Annotated in this window: 16 protein-coding genes and 1 riboswitch; of the genes, 11 read left to right on the plus strand and 5 right to left on the minus strand. The window is 62.1% G+C overall.

Translation table 11 applies throughout. The features are described 5' to 3' along the window. Positions 1-65 precede the first annotated feature (65 nt). From HU765_RS10795 to purM, 3 genes are read right to left on the minus strand one after another with little or no spacing between them, the layout of a single operon-like run. Positions 66-779, minus strand: a complete 714-nt coding sequence (locus tag HU765_RS10795) for a DUF3108 domain-containing protein (RefSeq protein ID WP_186551033.1) — start codon at positions 777-779, stop codon at positions 66-68. Between the two features lie 8 nt (positions 780-787). Next, positions 788-1,438, minus strand: coding sequence for a phosphoribosylglycinamide formyltransferase (purN, locus tag HU765_RS10800; protein WP_186551032.1), 651 nt, complete (start codon positions 1,436-1,438; stop codon positions 788-790). Beyond that, positions 1,438-2,496, minus strand: a complete 1,059-nt coding sequence (gene purM / locus HU765_RS10805) for a phosphoribosylformylglycinamidine cyclo-ligase (RefSeq protein WP_186620336.1) — start codon at positions 2,494-2,496, stop codon at positions 1,438-1,440. The genes purN and purM overlap by 1 nt, the downstream gene beginning before the upstream one ends. A gap of 376 nt (positions 2,497-2,872) precedes the next feature. Here purM and HU765_RS10810 point away from each other — a divergent pair, with 376 nt between their 5' ends. The 5 genes from HU765_RS10810 (at position 2,873) to HU765_RS10830 (ending at position 7,534) form a co-directional block, all read left to right on the plus strand. Then, positions 2,873-3,931 (plus strand): DUF2066 domain-containing protein, encoded by a 1,059-nt coding sequence (locus tag HU765_RS10810; protein ID WP_186620337.1) that lies wholly within the window; start codon positions 2,873-2,875, stop codon positions 3,929-3,931. Between the two features lie 34 nt (positions 3,932-3,965). Next, positions 3,966-5,039, plus strand: coding sequence for an AI-2E family transporter (locus HU765_RS10815; RefSeq protein WP_186620338.1), 1,074 nt, complete (start codon positions 3,966-3,968; stop codon positions 5,037-5,039). Positions 5,040-5,244: 205 nt separating this feature from the next. Continuing rightward, complete coding sequence (gene hda / locus HU765_RS10820; RefSeq protein ID WP_186551028.1) at positions 5,245-5,949, plus strand: DnaA regulatory inactivator Hda; 705 nt, start codon at positions 5,245-5,247, stop codon at positions 5,947-5,949. Positions 5,950-6,163: 214 nt separating this feature from the next. Beyond that, positions 6,164-6,781 (plus strand): NlpC/P60 family protein, encoded by a 618-nt coding sequence (locus HU765_RS10825; protein ID WP_186551027.1) that lies wholly within the window; start codon positions 6,164-6,166, stop codon positions 6,779-6,781. A 216-nt stretch (positions 6,782-6,997) separates the two neighbouring features. Beyond that, positions 6,998-7,534, plus strand: coding sequence for a C40 family peptidase (locus tag HU765_RS10830; protein WP_186620339.1), 537 nt, complete (start codon positions 6,998-7,000; stop codon positions 7,532-7,534). Positions 7,535-7,666: 132 nt separating this feature from the next. On the opposite strand, the gene HU765_RS10835 is transcribed toward HU765_RS10830, so the two are convergent. Together HU765_RS10835 and HU765_RS10840 are read right to left on the minus strand one after the other, a co-directional pair. After that, positions 7,667-8,980, minus strand: coding sequence for a sorbosone dehydrogenase family protein (locus HU765_RS10835; RefSeq protein ID WP_186620340.1), 1,314 nt, complete (start codon positions 8,978-8,980; stop codon positions 7,667-7,669). Positions 8,981-9,046: 66 nt separating this feature from the next. Then, positions 9,047-9,631 (minus strand): hypothetical protein, encoded by a 585-nt coding sequence (locus tag HU765_RS10840; protein ID WP_186551024.1) that lies wholly within the window; start codon positions 9,629-9,631, stop codon positions 9,047-9,049. A gap of 163 nt (positions 9,632-9,794) precedes the next feature. Then, a riboswitch (cobalamin riboswitch) is annotated at positions 9,795-10,023 on the plus strand. 80 nt (positions 10,024-10,103) lie between these two features. On the opposite strand from HU765_RS10840, the gene cobO reads away from it, so the two are divergent. From cobO to HU765_RS10870, 6 genes are read left to right on the plus strand one after another with little or no spacing between them, the layout of a single operon-like run. Further along, positions 10,104-10,715 carry a cob(I)yrinic acid a,c-diamide adenosyltransferase gene (cobO, locus tag HU765_RS10845; protein ID WP_016773703.1) on the plus strand — a complete coding sequence of 204 codons (612 nt, stop codon included), beginning with the start codon at positions 10,104-10,106 and terminating at the stop codon, positions 10,713-10,715. Next, positions 10,712-12,094 carry a cobyrinate a,c-diamide synthase gene (locus tag HU765_RS10850; protein ID WP_186620342.1) on the plus strand — a complete coding sequence of 461 codons (1,383 nt, stop codon included), beginning with the start codon at positions 10,712-10,714 and terminating at the stop codon, positions 12,092-12,094. Before cobO ends, HU765_RS10850 begins: the two co-directional genes overlap by 4 nt. Then, complete coding sequence (bluB, locus tag HU765_RS10855; RefSeq protein WP_186620350.1) at positions 12,091-12,741, plus strand: 5,6-dimethylbenzimidazole synthase; 651 nt, start codon at positions 12,091-12,093, stop codon at positions 12,739-12,741. The genes HU765_RS10850 and bluB overlap by 4 nt, the downstream gene beginning before the upstream one ends. Further along, positions 12,738-13,646: an adenosylcobinamide-phosphate synthase CbiB gene (cbiB, locus tag HU765_RS10860; RefSeq protein WP_186620351.1), complete on the plus strand. Its 909-nt coding sequence runs from the start codon at positions 12,738-12,740 to the stop codon at positions 13,644-13,646. The genes bluB and cbiB overlap by 4 nt, the downstream gene beginning before the upstream one ends. Further along, complete coding sequence (cobD, locus tag HU765_RS10865; RefSeq protein ID WP_186620354.1) at positions 13,639-14,631, plus strand: threonine-phosphate decarboxylase CobD; 993 nt, start codon at positions 13,639-13,641, stop codon at positions 14,629-14,631. Before cbiB ends, cobD begins: the two co-directional genes overlap by 8 nt. Next, positions 14,628-16,079, plus strand: a complete 1,452-nt coding sequence (locus HU765_RS10870) for a cobyric acid synthase (RefSeq protein WP_186620355.1) — start codon at positions 14,628-14,630, stop codon at positions 16,077-16,079. Before cobD ends, HU765_RS10870 begins: the two co-directional genes overlap by 4 nt. Positions 16,080-16,161: the final 82 nt, after the last annotated feature.

The raw sequence follows: 16,161 nt of genomic DNA on the forward strand, positions 1-16,161 counted from the left end.
CTCCAGTTGGATTTCCAGGCGAAAAAAAGCCCCGCATTCGCGGGGCTCTTTGTTCTTGCTTCGGATCAGCTGCCTTTGACAGCCTTGCCGTTGACCGTACCGTCGAGGAGCATGATGTTGTACTCCTTGCCGTCGGTTTCAACCTGTTGCAGGCGCACCAGCAGGTAATCCCAGTCCTTGGCGAACCACAGGACGGTGATGCGCTTGCTTTGCGTCGGGTCGCGCACGCGCTCGACCTTGATCGCTTCGATCTGACCGGCCTTGGTTTCGACTTTTTCCGAACCCAGCACGCGGAAGTCATACGTATCGACTTCGCCGTCGTCGACCACCTGATAACTCATGGTCTTCTTGCCGGCCGCCACGTCATGTTGCAGCGCCAGTTGATAGGTGGACTTGTCGACCATGCCACGGTTCAGCGGGATCTTCACCGGGTCGCCACGGTCGGTGCCGGTGACCAGTTTGTTGGCCCAGTCGAAATCCAGGTCGGCCTTTTTCGCTTTGCCCAGACCACCGCGTTCGAAGTGGTAGGACTGTGGCAGCAAGGTGTCCTTGTCCAGGGTCAGGGTGCTTTCTTCGGTCAGGCTGGCGATCATCATCGACGCCTTGAAGCTGAGTTTCCAGACGCCGTTGGCTTCCTTGGTCAGGCTGCGTTCGGCAGTGCCGCTCATGGGCAGCTGTTTCCAGTCGGCGGTGTAGCTGGCGGAGAACGGTTGAAGGTCCGCTGCCTGCGCAAAGGGCAGGGCGAGCAGAGCGCAAGCGAAGAGCAGGGCGCGACGCATAATATCTCCTAGTGTCGAATCAAGTGGCCGCTGGCCGCGAGTAACTGACCGTCGAGTAAAGCACCGTGCTCCCCGAGTGCCAGCCTGCCTTCGGCAAACCAGCGTACGGCCATCGGGTAGATCAGGTGTTCCTGAACATGCACTCGCTGCGCCAGACTCTGCGGCGTGTCGTGCAACTCTACCGGTAATACTGCCTGTACGACCAGTGGTCCGCCGTCGAGTTCCTCGGTAACGAAGTGCACGGAGCAGCCGTGTTCCGTGTCGCCGGCCTCCAGCGCCCGTTGGTGAGTGTGTAACCCTTTGTATTTGGGCAGCAGCGACGGGTGAATGTTGAGCAGGCGTCCCTGATAGTGGCGGACGAAATCTGCGCTGAGAATGCGCATGAAGCCGGCCAGCACCACCAGTTTCGGTTGGAATTCGTCGATCAGTTCGATCAGCGCGGCATCGAAGGCCTCGCGACCTTCGAACGTCTTGTGATCCAGCGAGCGGGTGGCGATGCCCGCATCGCGGGCACGTTGCAGGCCGTAGGCGTCGGCGCGGTTGGAAATCACCGCAGCGATGCGAACCGGGCTGTCGCCGGTCCGCGTGCTGTCGATCAAAGCCTGCAAGTTACTGCCGGTGCCGGACAGCAGCACCACGACATCACAGGTTGCGGACATTAATGAGCCTTAAGGTTCTTCAGATCGACCTGGGCAGCGCCTTCGGCCGCTGCGGCGATCTGCCCGATGACCCATGGCTGTTCGCCGGCGTCACGCAGGGTGCTCAGCGCCACTTCAACGTGTTCCTGCGCCACGCAGATGACCATGCCGACGCCGCAGTTCAGCACGCGGTGCATCTCGGTTTCGTCAACGTTGCCTTTCTCTTGCAGCCAGTCGAAGACCGCCGGGCGAGTCCAGCTGGCGACGTCGACAACCGCCTGGGCGCCTTTTGGCAGAACGCGCGGAATGTTGTCGAGCAGGCCGCCGCCAGTGATGTGGGCCATGGCCTTGACTGCGCCGGTGTCTTTGATCAGTTTGAGCAGCGGCTTGACGTAGATGCGGGTCGGGGCCATCAGCAGATCGGTCAGCGGCTTGCCGTCGAGCTGGATGTTTTCGATGTCGGCGCCGGACACTTCGATGATCTTGCGGATCAGCGAGTAGCCGTTGGAGTGCGGACCGGACGATGGCAGGGCGATCAGGGCGTCACCGGTGGCGACTTTCGAGCCGTCGATGATTTCCGATTTTTCCACCACGCCGACGCAGAAACCGGCCAGGTCGTAGTCTTCGCCTTCGTACATGCCTGGCATTTCAGCGGTTTCACCGCCAACCAGCGAGCAACCCGACAGTTCGCAGCCAGCGCCGATGCCGGTGACCACCTGAGCGGCGGTGTCGACGTTCAGCTTGCCGGTAGCGTAGTAATCAAGGAAGAACAGCGGTTCGGCACCGCAGACCACCAGGTCGTTGACGCACATGGCGACCAGGTCGATGCCGATGCTGTCGTGCTTGTTCAGGTTCAGTGCCAGACGCAGCTTGGTGCCGACGCCGTCGGTGCCGGACACCAGCACAGGCTGCTTGTAGCCGGCCGGGATCTCGCAGAGGGCGCCGAAACCGCCCAGGCCGCCCATGACTTCCGGGCGCGCAGTGCGCTTGGCGACGCTCTTGATGCGTTCGACCAATGCTTCACCGGCGTCGATGTCTACACCGGCGTCCTTGTAGCTCAGGGAGGGTTGCTTGCTCATGATCCAGGCCTTTAGGGGAGGGGATTCAGGGGGTAACGACCGAGTTCAGCGCGAACGTCGAAACCGATGGGGCGATGGCCTCACGCGAGTTTCGAGGTGCACGGCTGTTGCCGGTCTGCGAAGGCGCGCGATTTTATCAGGCTTGAGGGGCAGCGGCCATCCTCGCACCGACGGGCTGGGCCATAATCCACGGAAATTTTTTGCAATTGAGCCCTGTGACTGCCTGTATAAGGTGTGGCAATTAACCGTCTATCGTTATCACTGTGCAAAAACTTACCGCCGCCGTGTGAATGTTTTGCAACGGCTGAAGGTCACAAGCCTTGCTCAATCGGTTCACGCGGCCTGTTCCAGCCGCTCCTGTCGACGGGAATACTCCATGCGTTTGCGTAAATTGTTGCTTGTAGGCTGCTTGTCTCTGGTCAGCCTGGCGGGTCACGCCGAAAACCTCAAAGGCCTTTATCAAGTGCGTCAGCCGGTCAACGGCCAGGCGCCGCAAGAGCGCGACCGCGCCACGCAGGCGGCGCTCGATACGCTGGTGTTGCGTCTGACCGGCGATCCGAAGGCTGCGCAGAACCCGGGTCTGGCGGCGATTCGCAAGGATCCGCAGCAGATCATCAGTCAATACGGTTTTGACGCCGGACCGCCGGAGGTGCTGAAGGTCGATTTCGATCCGGCGAGTACCGAGCAGGCACTGCGCCGGGCAGGGCTGTCGCTGTGGGGCGCCAGTCGCCCGTCGATTCTGAGCTGGTGGCTGAATGACTCGGCAGACAGTTCGAGCCTGGTCGGTGACGGTCAGGCAGCCGCCGCGCCGTTGCGCACGGCCGCTCAACATCGCGGTTTGCCGTTGCGCTTGCCGCTGGCGGATCTGAGCGAACAGCTGGTGGCGACGGCGCCTGTACTGGACGGCGCGGATCCGGCGCCTTTGCGCAGCGCATCGGAGCGCTATAACGCCGACGCCTTGCTGGCGGTGCATGCACGTGAGGACGGCGGCCAGTGGCAAGCCAAATGGCAGTTGTGGCTGGGCGAGCAGAAAGAGGCGGGCAGCGTGCAGGGCGCCGATCAGGCCGCCGTTGCCGATGCGGTGATGCTGGCGGTCGCCGAACGGCTGGCGCCGCGCTTCGTTGCCAGACCCGGCGCATCGGGCCAGCAGACGCTGGAGGTGCAAGGGATGAATCTTGAACGCTACGCGGCGCTGTTGCGGTTACTCGAACCGTTTGGCGTGCGTCTGCAAAGTGTCGATGGCGATCGTATCGTGTATCGGGTCAATGGCAGTGCCGAGCAGATGCGTGCGCAGTTGTCGCTGGCGAAGTTGCAGGAGCTGCCTGTCGAAGCGCCGGCTCCGGTGGCACCTGCGCAGCCTGCGGTTGAGGGTGCGCCCGCGGTGACGCCACCAACCCCGACAGCGGCGGCGCCGTCCTTGCGGTTTCGCTGGTAAGTCTTTCCTTATATAGAAGCATCAGGAGTGGTAAATGGCCGATACGCGGCGTTGGTTCTGGCTCGGTGGGGTAGTCCTGCTTTGCGCGTTTGTATGGTTGCTGCACCCGATCCTCACGCCGTTTCTGGTGGCGTTGCTGCTCGCGTACCTGTTCGACCCGCTGGTCGATCGCCTGGAGCGACTCGGTCTGTCCCGGACCTGGGGCGTGATTTCGGTCTTCGCCTTGTTCACCTTGATCGTCACGGCGTTGATGCTGGTGCTGGTGCCGATGCTCGCCAAGCAGTTGCTGCGCCTCTATGAGCTGGCGCCGCAAATGCTCGACTGGTTGCAGCACAGCGCTGTGCCGTGGGCGCAGGCGAAGCTGGGCTTGTCGGACGGCTTCTGGAAGTTCGACAAGGTCAAAGCGGCAATCAGCGAGCACATGGGGCAGACCACTGACATCGTCGGTGTGGTGCTGAGTCAGGCGACGGCGTCGAGCCTGGCGCTGATCGGCTGGCTGGCGAACCTGGTGCTGATCCCGGTAGTGAGTTTTTATCTGCTGCGCGACTGGGACGTGATGATGGGCAAGATCCGCAGCCTGTTGCCGCGTGATCGCGAAGCGCGCGTGGTTTCGCTCGCCGGTGAGTGCCATGAAGTCCTCGGCGCGTTTGTGCGCGGGCAGTTGCTGGTGATGGTTGCGCTTGGGGTGATCTATGCTGCCGGCCTGATGATCGTCGGCCTTGAGCTGGGGCTGTTGATCGGCCTCATCGCGGGGCTGGCGGCGATCGTGCCGTACATGGGATTTGTGATCGGAATTGGCGCGGCGCTGATTGCCGGGTTGTTCCAGTTCGGTGGCGACCTGTACCCGATGATCGGGATTGTCGCGGTGTTCATGGTCGGCCAGGCGCTGGAAGGGATGGTGCTGACACCGTTGCTGGTCGGCGACCGCATCGGCCTGCACCCGGTTGCCGTGATCTTTGCGATTCTGGCCGGCGGTGAGTTGTTCGGCTTTACCGGTGTGCTGCTGGCGCTGCCGGTGGCGGCGGTGATCATGGTGCTGGTGCGCCATGTGCACGACTTGTACAAGGACTCGGACATTTACAGCGGCGTGGACGAGCCGCAGTTGTAAGGGCGCAGGGCGGCCCGGCGAATCGTCGGGCTGGCCCGCGTCCTGCGGGCGCTGGCGTCAGAGAATCTTCATGAAACCAGTGTGTTAACGCAAACCTTTGATTTTGCTTGGACTCTGTCGCATTGTGCGCTCAGCTTCACGGGTATAAACTTCGCAAACTTTACACAGAGGCCACTAACGGTTCCTTGGGAACTGTTCAGTCAGCATGAAACCGATTCAGCTGCCCCTAGGTGTGCGTCTGCGTGACGACGCCACCTTCATCAACTACTACCCAGGCGCCAATGCCGCTGCACTCGGCTATGTCGAGCGCCTATGCGAAGCCGACGCCGGCTGGACAGAAAGTCTGATCTACCTGTGGGGCAAGCACGGCGTAGGGCGTACGCATCTGTTGCAAGCGGCGTGCCTGCGTTTCGAGCAGATGGGCGAACCGGCGGTGTACCTGCCGCTGGCCGAGTTGATGGATCGCGGCGTCGAAATCCTCGACAACCTTGAACAGTACGAACTGGTCTGTCTGGATGACTTGCAGGTAATCGCCGGCAAGGCGGACTGGGAAGAGGCGATGTTTCACCTGTTCAACCGTCTGCGTGACAGCGGTCGGCGTCTGCTGATTGCCGCCGCCACGTCGCCGCGCGAATTGCCGGTCAAGCTCGCGGACTTGAAATCGCGCCTGACCCTGGCGCTGATCTTCCAGATGCGTCCGCTCTCCGATGAAGACAAACTGCGTGCGCTGCAATTGCGGGCTTCGCGGCGTGGTCTGCACCTGACCGACGAGGTCGGGCATTTCATTCTGACCCGCGGCACTCGCAGCATGAGTGCGTTGTTTGAGCTGCTCGAACAGCTCGATCAGGCCTCGTTGCAGGCGCAACGCAAACTGACCATTCCCTTTCTCAAGGAAACGCTGGGCTGGTAACGGCGCGGCTTTCAGCGCGATCCGGCATATTCCAGGCGCCAGAAAATCCGCAGTCACGCCTGCTGTGAAGGCTGCCAAACGGCCCAAACGGGCTTAAGCGCTTAGATGTAAACGAGAAACCGGGAAGTCACAAAAAGATCGATTGAATTTGCAAATGAGGCTGATAGCGGGCATAGTCTCGGCTTCTTTACAACTATCAGCCACGGTCGTGCCCATGCTAAAGCGCTTCGCACCCCTCGTGCCTCTCGCACTCGTCACCCTGTTGTTCGGTTGCGCTGCTCATTCTCCGGTTCAAGAGCAGCCTCAACAGGTTAAAAATTCTGCTACTGCCCAGTCCTCCGTTATTTACCAGGAAGAGCTGGACACCGAAAAAGAACTCAATGCATTCAACGGCAGCAAGCCTTATCAGCTTCCTGTTCTGGCCGACAGCATCCTCGAACGCGGCATGTCCCTGATCGGTACTCGTTACCGTTTCGGCGGCACTTCTGAAGCCGGTTTCGATTGCAGCGGTTTCATCGGTTATCTGTTCCGTGAAGAAGCCGGCATGAACCTGCCACGCTCGACTCGCGAAATGATCAACGTCGATGCGCCACTCGTGTCGCGCAGCAACCTTGAGCCGGGCGATCTGCTGTTCTTCGCCACCAATGGTCGTCGCGGTCGTGTCAGTCACGCCGGGATCTACCTGGGCGACAACCAGTTCATTCACTCCAGCAGTCGTCGCAGCGGCGGTGTTCGCATCGACAGCCTGGGTGACAGCTACTGGAGCAAGACCTTCATCGAAGCCAAGCGTGCACTCGCCATGGCACCGACCGTGGTCACTGCTCGCAAGTAATCGGCCGAGGTCGCTGCGTTCGCGGCGACGATCACGCTTCCGGCAACGAAGTAGACACAAACTTTACAAGGTGAAGTTAAAGTCTTACTTGAAGTTTGCCGCGTAGCCGCTAGAATCTTGATCATATTGATGGCAAACCGCCTGCGTGCTGACGCAGGCGGTTTTGTTTTCTGTCCGTCGGCAGAAAAGCCGCAGCCAGATCAGGATGTTCTGCTTATGACGATGTCGGCCCGCCTCACCTTGATTCTTTGTGCCGCGCTGCTCAGCGCCTGCGCCAGTCGTACGCCGCCTCCTGCGCCGGTGGTTCGCGTCCCGGTCGTGTTCGGCCCCTCCCAAGCCTTTTCGCCTGCTGCCGAAGATGTGCTGTTTCGCGCCCTCGGTCTGGTCGGCACGCCGTATCGCTGGGGCGGCAACACGCCGGATTCCGGTTTCGATTGCAGCGGTCTGATCGGTTTCGTTTACCGCGACGCGGCCGGGATTTCGCTGCCACGCTCGACCCGCGAAATGATTGTCATGCGGGCACCGAATGTCGGCAAGGAAGGCTTGCAGACTGGCGACCTGATTTTCTTCGCCACCAATGGCGGTTCGCAGGTCAGTCATGCGGGGATCTATGTCGGCGAAGGGCGCTTCGTCCATGCACCGGCCACGGGCGGCACGGTGAAGCTCGACAGCCTGTCGAAGGCCTACTGGCAGAAGGCTTATCTGAGCGCCAAGCGGGTTTTGCAGCCGGGGCAGTTGGCGCATAACCCGTAAACCTGATCTGACAAAATCCAATGTAGGAGTGAGCCTGCTCGCGATTGCGGTGTACCTGTGACGTAGATGTCGACTGGACGCCGCTATCGCGAGCAGGCTCACTCCTACAGTTGTTATGTGCAAGGCGTCAGGTTATTTGGCAGAAGACACGCGCCACACCTTGTTCCCCACGTCATCCGCCACCAGCAAGCCACCTTGCTGGTCGATCACCACGCCCACCGGGCGGCCCAGCGCGTTTTCGTCCTTGTCGAGGAAACCGGTCAGCACATCCACCGGTTGCCCGCTCGGCTTGCCACCGGTAAATGGTACGAAAATCACTTTATAGCCACTGTGCGGCTTGCGGTTCCATGAGCCGTGCTGGCCGATGAAGGCGCCTTCCTTGAACTGCGCCGGCAGCGCGTTGCCCTCGGTGAAGGTCAAACCGAGCGAGGCGGTGTGCGGGCCAACGGCATAATCCGGCACGATGGCTTTGGCGACCAGATCGAGGTTCTGCGGTTTGACCCGCACATCGACGTGTTGGCCGTAGTAGCTGAACGGCCAGCCGTAGAAACCGCCATCCTTGACCGAGGTGATGTAATCCGGCACCAGATCGCTGCCGATCTCGTCGCGTTCGTTGACCGCCGTCCACAGTGCGCCGCTGGTGGGTTCCCACGCGAGGCCGTTGGGGTTGCGAATGCCTGAGGCGAAGATGCGGTGGTTGCCGGTTGCCCGGTCCACTTCCCAGATAGCGGCGCGGCCTTCTTCCTGATCCAGGCCGTTTTCGCCGACGTTACTGTTCGAGCCAACCGTGACGTAGAGCTTGCTACCGTCCTTGCTGGCGATGACGTTCTTGGTCCAGTGGTGATTCAGCGTGCCGCCCGGCAGGTCGACGACCTTGATTGGCGGCGTCTTGATCTCGGTGGTGCCAGGCTCGTAGTTGAAGCGCAGCAGGCGATCAGTGTCGGCTACGTACAAATCGTTGCCGACCAGCGTCATACCGAACGGCGAATTAAGATTCTGCAAAAACACCGTGCGGGTTTCCGCCACACCATCGTGGTCAGCGTCGCGCAGCAGGGTGATGCGGTTCGGGCTCGGTACGCCAGCGCCGGCCTTGCCCATGACTTTTTTCATCACCCAGCCGCGAATGCCTTTGCTGTCGTCAGGCTTGGGCGGCGCGTTGGTTTCCGCCACCAGCACATCGCCGTTTGGCAGCACGTAGAGCCAGCGCGGGTGGTCGAGACCCTCGGCAAACGCCGCCACCTGTGTGCCTGCCGCCGCCGTCGGTTTGCCACCCTCGGGCCAGCCGACGGCCGGGGCGATATTCACCGTCGGGATCAGGGTCTTGTTCGGTTCTGGCAGTTTCGGTGTCGGCCCGGTGCCGTCGGAGACTTGCAGGCTGGAGGTTTCACCGCAGGCGGCGAGTCCACCGGCCAGGGCGATGACGAAAACGAGTTGGGGCTTGCGCATTGCTGATCTTCCCTATGAATGCATTCCTAAACATAGAGGAGGGCGCAGGCCCGATGGTTCAACCGCTCAACCGCGGGCTTCCTTGAACAGGACGGCGATGCCGGGGTGATAGTTGCCGGCTTCGCTGTGCAACTTGCGGTAGGCGTAAGGGAAATACCAGGCGACGGCGCAGGTATGCTCCTTTTGCAGGTCGTCGACCATGTCCTGCAACTCTTCGGGGCTGGCGCTGTGCTGGGCTTTTTGCGGTGCCACGAACAGGCAGCCGAGCTTGAGGTCGCTGGCATAGCTGATGCGCCTGGCATCGAAGGTGATATCGAGCAGGGCCTGGGTCAGGTTGAGGTTGCTGACTTTCGGCCAGCGTTGCGTAGCCTGAATGAACGCGCGGTCTTCGGCGCCGGCAATGAGCAGATCGGCGCGGGCGTTGCGCTCGCCTTCTTCGTTCTGTTTGCGCGTGGCCGTATCGTTCAGCGTGACCATCTCGGCCATCCACGCCGCTGCCGAGAGCAGTCCGAGATTGGCTTTTTCGTCGTGCCAGTACGGCGTGTCGTTGTCGCCGCGTACGGTGTTGTAGCGATCGATACAGTCAAACCAGCGTTCCAGCACCGGGCGCAGAAATTCCAGGCGCGGGTTGCTGATAATCATGCCTTGCATCGTCGTCATCCTTATTGTTGTAGTGGGCTTTTTCGAAAAAAGCATGGCTCTTTGATATCACTTGTCACAGTCTGGCACAAGATTGCCAGCCGATAATTGATTGGCGGCAGTTATTCATCATCCGGACGCCTCTTTAATTGACGCTCCACCCCCAACCCTCTAACCTTCGCCGCTTGTTTCAGGTGCTCTGTGACGTGCGTCGACAGAGTGAAACAGGGAAGCCGGTGAGGGTGTCTTCAAGCGAAGCGCATCACGATCCCGGCGCTGCCCCCGCAACGGTAAATGAGTGAAAACTGCGCCTTGAGCCACTGCCTCGAAAGAAGCGGGAAGGCGCGCAGTCAGGCGTACGCCGCTCATGAGCCCGGAGACCGGCCTGATCCATCCAGCGGCATCACGGTGGGCGATGCCAGGCTTTTTGCCGTCTATTCCTGTGCCTGCCCGCCGTTATCCAGCCTCAACGGAGAGCTCCCCCATGACTGATTCCCCCGAGCGTGACGAGCGCCATCTGGCGCGCATGCAGCGCAAAAAAGCCGTGATCGACGAACGCATCGCCAATTCGCCCGACGAGTGCGGACTGGTGCTGGTGCTCACCGGCAATGGCAAAGGCAAAAGCAGCTCGGCCTTCGGCATGCTCGCGCGCGCCATGGGGCACGGCATGCAGTGCGGCGTGGTGCAGTTCATCAAGGGGCGCAACAGCACCGGCGAAGAGTTGTTCTTCCGCCGCTTCCCCGAGCAGGTGCGTTTCCACGTCATGGGCGAAGGCTTCACCTGGGAGACCCAGGATCGCCAGCGCGATATCGCCGCCGCCACTGCCGCCTGGGAAGTTTCGCGTGAACTGCTGCGCGACCCGTCGATCGGTCTGGTGGTGCTCGATGAACTGAACATTGCCCTCAAGCACGGCTACCTCGATCTCGATCAGGTGCTCAGCGACCTCCAGGCGCGACCGCCGATGCAGCACGTCGTCGTCACTGGTCGCGGCGCCAAGCCGGAAATGATCGAAATGGGCGACACGGTCACTGAGATGGGCATGCTCAAACACGCTTTCCAGGCCGGCATCAAAGCGCAGAAAGGCGTCGAACTTTGAATCAGCCCCGTCACTGCCCGGCGGTGCTGATCGCCGCGCCGGCCTCCGGTCAGGGCAAGACCACCGTCACCGCCGCGCTCGCCCGTTTGCATCGCAATCAAGGGCGCAAGGTACGCGTATTCAAATGCGGCCCGGACTTTCTCGACCCGATGATTCTCGAGCGCGCCAGCGGTGCGCCGGTGTATCAACTGGACATGTGGATGGTCGGCGAGCAGGAAAGCCGTCGCCTGTTGTGGGAAGCGGCAGCCGAGGCGGATCTGATTCTGATCGAAGGCGTGATGGGGCTGTTCGACGGTACGCCGTCCAGCGCTGATCTGGCGCGGCACTTTGGCGTGCCGGTGCTCGCGGTGATCGACGGCACGGCAATGGCGCAGACCTTTGGCGCACTGGCGCTGGGTCTGGCGCGCTATCAGCCAGACCTGCCGTTTGCCGGCGTGCTGGCCAACCGTGTCGGCACCTTGCGCCATGCGCAATTGCTCGAAGGCAGCCTGACTGAAGGCCTGCGCTGGTACGGCGCGTTGTCCCGCGAGACGGGCATCGAACTGCCGAGCCGGCACCTCGGTCTGGTCCAGGCCAGTGAATTGAATGATCTGGATCTGCGCCTCGACGCGGCGGCCGATGCGCTGGCCAGCAGTTGTGAGGTCGCGCTGCCGCCGGCCGTCGAATTCGCCGCGCCGGATGTGTTGACTGCCGAGCCGTTGCTCGATGGCGTACGTATTGCCGTCGCCCGTGACGAAGCGTTTGCCTTCACCTACGGCGCCAGTCTCGATCTGCTGCGTGCGATGGGCGCCGAGCTGCGCTTCTTCTCGCCGATCCGCGACAGCCAATTACCCGAGGCGGACAGCCTTTATCTGCCGGGCGGTTATCCGGAGTTGCATCATGTTGCGCTGTCGAAAAACACGCCGATGCTTGAAGCGATCCGCGCGCATCATTTGGCGGGTAAACCATTGCTCGCCGAGTGTGGCGGGATGTTGTACCTGCTCGACTCCTTGACCGATGTCGACGGCACCCGCGCGGAACTGGTCGGGTTGCTTAAGGGCGATGCGGTGATGCAGAAGCGTCTGGCGGCGTTGGCGCTGCAAGCGGTCGATCTGCCGGAAGGTTCGTTGCGCGGGCATACCTATCACCATTCGCTGACCACAACAGAGTTGACGCCGATTGCCCGGGGCTTGAGTCCGAATGGCGGGCGTGGGGCGGAGGCGGTATACCGGGAAGGGCGGATGACGGCTTCTTATGTGCATTTTTATTTTCCGTCGAATCCTGCGGCTGTCGCTGCGCTGTTTGCACCAAACCTTGAAACCGCTATCGCGAGCAGGCTCACGCCTACAATGGAACACCCAAACCCTGTGGGAGCGAGCCTGCTCGCGAAAGGGCCATGACCGACCACACCTTCTCCGAAGCCGAACGCGCAGCGGTTTACAAAGCCATCGCCGAACGCCGCGACATGCGCCATTTCACCGGCGGCACCGTTGCGCCCGAGCTACTGAGTCGTCTGCTTGAAGCCGCACATCAGGCGCCGAGCGTCGGCCTGATGCAGCCATGGCGTTTCATCCGCATCAGCGATCGCGCCCTGCGCGGGCAAATCCGCAACCTGGTCGAAGAAGAGCGCATCCGCACAGCCGAAGCCCTCGGCGAGCGCAGCGACGATTTCATGAAGCTCAAGGTCGAAGGCATCAACGACTGCGCCGAAGTGCTCGTCGCGGCGCTGATGGACGATCGCGAAAAACATATTTTCGGCCGGCGCACGCTGCCGGAAATGGACATGGCGTCGCTGTCCTGCGCGATCCAGAATCTCTGGCTGGCTTCCCGTGCCGAAGGCCTGGGCATGGGCTGGGTCTCGCTGTTCGAGCCGCAGGCGCTGGCCGATTTGCTCAAGCTGCCGGCGGGCGCCAAGCCGCTGGCGGTGTTGTGTCTGGGCCCAGTCAAGGAATTCTATCCGGCGCCGATGCTGGTCCTCGAAGGGTGGGCGCAGGCGCGGCCGCTCAATGAGTTGCTGTATGAAAATTATTGGGGAGTGAGGCCATGAGTGTGGCGTTGTTGAGTGTCGCCGCGGTGGCGCTGGATGCGCTGCTCGGCGAACCGAAACGCTGGCATCCGCTGGTCGCGTTCGGCAATTTTGCCGGGCGCATCGAGCAGCGTTTCAACGCCGGCGGCCGTGGCTGGCGCAGCCATGGCGTCACCGCATGGGTGATCGCGGTGCTGCCGCTGACCTTGCTCGCCACCGCATTTTCCTGGGCGCCCTATATCGGCTGGATCGTCGAGATTGTGGCGCTGTATTGCGCCCTCGGCATGCGCAGCCTTGGCGAGCATGTCGCGCCGGTCGCAGCTGCCTTGCGTGCCGATGATCTCGGCGAGGCGCGCAAGCGGGTCGGTTATCTGGTCAGCCGTCAGACCGATGAACTCGACAGCAATGCTGTGGCCCGCGCCGCCACCGAATCGGTGCTGGAAAACGGCAGCGATGCGGTGTTTGCCGCGCTGTTCTGGTTTGCCGTTGCCGGTGCGCCGGGCGTGGTCCTCTATCGCTTGAGCAATACCCTCGACGCGATGTGGGGTTATCGCAACGAACGCTTCGAACGGTTCGGCTGGGCGGCGGCGAAAATCGACGACGTGCTGAACTACATTCCTGCGCGTCTGGTGGCGTTTACCTACGCGCTACTGGGCAAGACCCGACTGGCCTTGAAGTGCTGGCGCACCCAGGCACCGCAGTGGGACAGCCCCAACGCCGGGCCGGTGATGGCCTCGGGTGCCGGGGCACTGGGCGTCGAACTGGGTGGCCCGGCGATCTATCACGGCGAACTGCATGAGCGTCCTCAGCTCGGCGAGGGGCAGGCGGCGGATGCCGATTCGATCGAGCGTGGCTGGCAATTGGTCCAGCGCGGGGTATGGTTATGGTTGCTGATTCTCTGCGTGGGGGCTGAATTCTATGCTTGAGCACGGTGGCCGGCTGCGCAAGGCGGCACTCGATTACGCGATTGCCGAAGCCGACTGGCTCGACCTGTCCAGCGGCCTGGCGCCATGGCCGTTCCCGATCCCGGAGATCCCGCTGCGCGCCTGGGCACGCTTGCCGGAAACCGATGACGGTCTGGAGCAGGCTGCGTGCGATTACTACGGCGCTGCGCAGGTGTTGCCGGTGGCCGGTTCGCAAATGGCCATCCAGTTGCTGCCGCGGCTGCGCCGGGCCGGCAAGGTTGGCGTGTTGTCGCCGTGCTATGCCGAGCATGCCGAGGCCTGGCGCCGCAGCGGTTACATCGTCCGTGAAGTGCTGGAGCAGGAAGTCGAATTCTTTCTCGACAGCCTCGACGTGTTAGTGGTGGTCAACCCGAACAACCCGACCGGCCGGAGCCTGACCCCGGCGCGCCTGCTCGACTGGCATGCACGGCTGGCGCAACGCGGTGGCTGGCTGGTGGTTGATGAAGCGTTTATGGACAACACCCCGCAACTGAGCCTGGCGCCGTATGCGCATCAGGTCGGGCTGGTGGTGTTGCGTTCGTTCGGCAAGTTTTTCGGCCTGGCCGGGGTGCGACTCGGCTTTGTCCTGGCCGAGCGCAAGTTGCTTAAACTGCTCGCCGAGCAAGTAGGACCGTGGGCGGTGAGCGGCCCGACGCGAGTGCTCGGTACGGCTTGTCTGCAAGACACCGAGGGCCACACTCGCCAACGGATACGCAGCGATGAGGCCAGCGAACGGCTGGCGGCATTGCTGACGCGTTATGGCTTTGAGCCGCAGGGCGGCTGCGCGCTGTTTCAGTGGTTGATCACCGAACACGCCCAGACGCTGTACGAATTCATGGCCCGTCGCGGCATCCTCCTGCGCCTGTTTACGCACAACAGCAGTGTGCGTTTCGGCCTGCCTGCCGATGCGGCTGAAGAGTTACGTCTCGAACAGGCGTTAATCGCCTTCGCCAAGGACCACCCATGACCACTTTGATGGTGCAAGGCACCACTTCCGACGCTGGCAAAAGCACGCTGGTGACCGCGTTGTGCCGCTGGGCGACCCGCCAGGGCGTGGCGGTGGTGCCGTTCAAACCGCAGAACATGGCGCTCAACAGCGCCGTGACCGCTGACGGCGGCGAGATCGGCCGCGCGCAAGCGGTGCAGGCACAAGCGGCGAATCTGCAACCGCACACCGACATGAACCCGGTGTTGCTCAAGCCCAACAGCGACACGGGCGCGCAAGTGATTATTCATGGCCGCGCTGTGACCACGATGAACGCTGTCGCCTATCACGACTACAAAGCCATCGCGATGCAAGCGGTGCTCGCCTCCCACGAGCGACTGAGTGCGGCGTATCCGCTGGTGATGGTCGAAGGCGCAGGCTCGCCGGCCGAGATCAATCTGCGCGCCGGCGACATCGCCAACATGGGGTTTGCCGAAGCGGTGGATTGCCCGGTGTTGTTGATTGCCGACATCAATCGCGGTGGCGTCTTCGCGCATCTGGTCGGCACCCTGGAGTTGCTGTCGCCGAGTGAACAGGCGCGGGTCAAGGGTTTCATCATCAACCGTTTTCGCGGCGACATCGCCTTGCTGCAACCGGGCCTCGACTGGCTCGAACAGCGCACTGGCAAACCGGTGGTCGGCGTGCTGCCATACGTCATGGACCTGCATCTGGAGGCCGAGGACGGTATCGATCAGCGGCAGACCGACAAGGCCGAGCAGGTGTTGAAAGTGGTGGTACCGGTGCTGCCGCGCATCAGCAACCACACCGACTTCGACCCGCTGCGCCTGCACCCGCAGGTCGATTTGCAATTTATCGGGCCGGGGCAGGCGATTCCGGCTGCCGACCTGATCATTCTGCCGGGCTCGAAAAGCGTGCGCAGCGATCTCGCCTATCTGCGCGCCAATGGCTGGGACACGGCGATCAGCCGGCACCTGCGCTACGGCGGCAAGGTGCTGGGGATTTGCGGCGGTCTGCAAATGCTCGGCGAGCAGGTGCATGATCCCCTCGGGCTCGAAGGCGCTGCCGGCTCCAGTACCGGGCTGGGGTTACTGGCGTTCGAGACGCAGCTCGAAGCCGAGAAGCAACTGCGCAACGTCCGTGGACGGCTGGCGCTGGAAAACGCCGAAGTCAGCGGTTATGAAATTCATGCTGGCGTAACCACCGGGCCGGCGCTGGAGAATGCGGCGGTGCATCTGGACGACGGCCGTTGTGACGGTGCGCAAAGTGCGGACGGTCAGGTGTTCGGCACCTATTTGCATGGCTTGTTCGAATCGCCCCAGGCCAGTGCCGCGTTGTTGCGCTGGGCCGGGTTGAGTGACGTGCAAGAGGTCGATTACCACGGCTTGCGCGAGCGTGATATCGAGCGCTTGGCGGATCTGGTGGAGAAGCATCTGGATACCGGGCTGTTGCGTCAGCTTTGTGGGATTTGAGTGGGCTTCAAGGGCCTCATCGCGAGCAGGCTCGCTCCCACATTGGATCTGCGGCGTACACAAATCCCTGTGGGAGCGAGCC

This window comes from Pseudomonas sp. SWRI81, from assembly GCF_014268545.1.
Lineage (GTDB): Bacteria > Pseudomonadota > Gammaproteobacteria > Pseudomonadales > Pseudomonadaceae > Aquipseudomonas > Aquipseudomonas hamedanensis.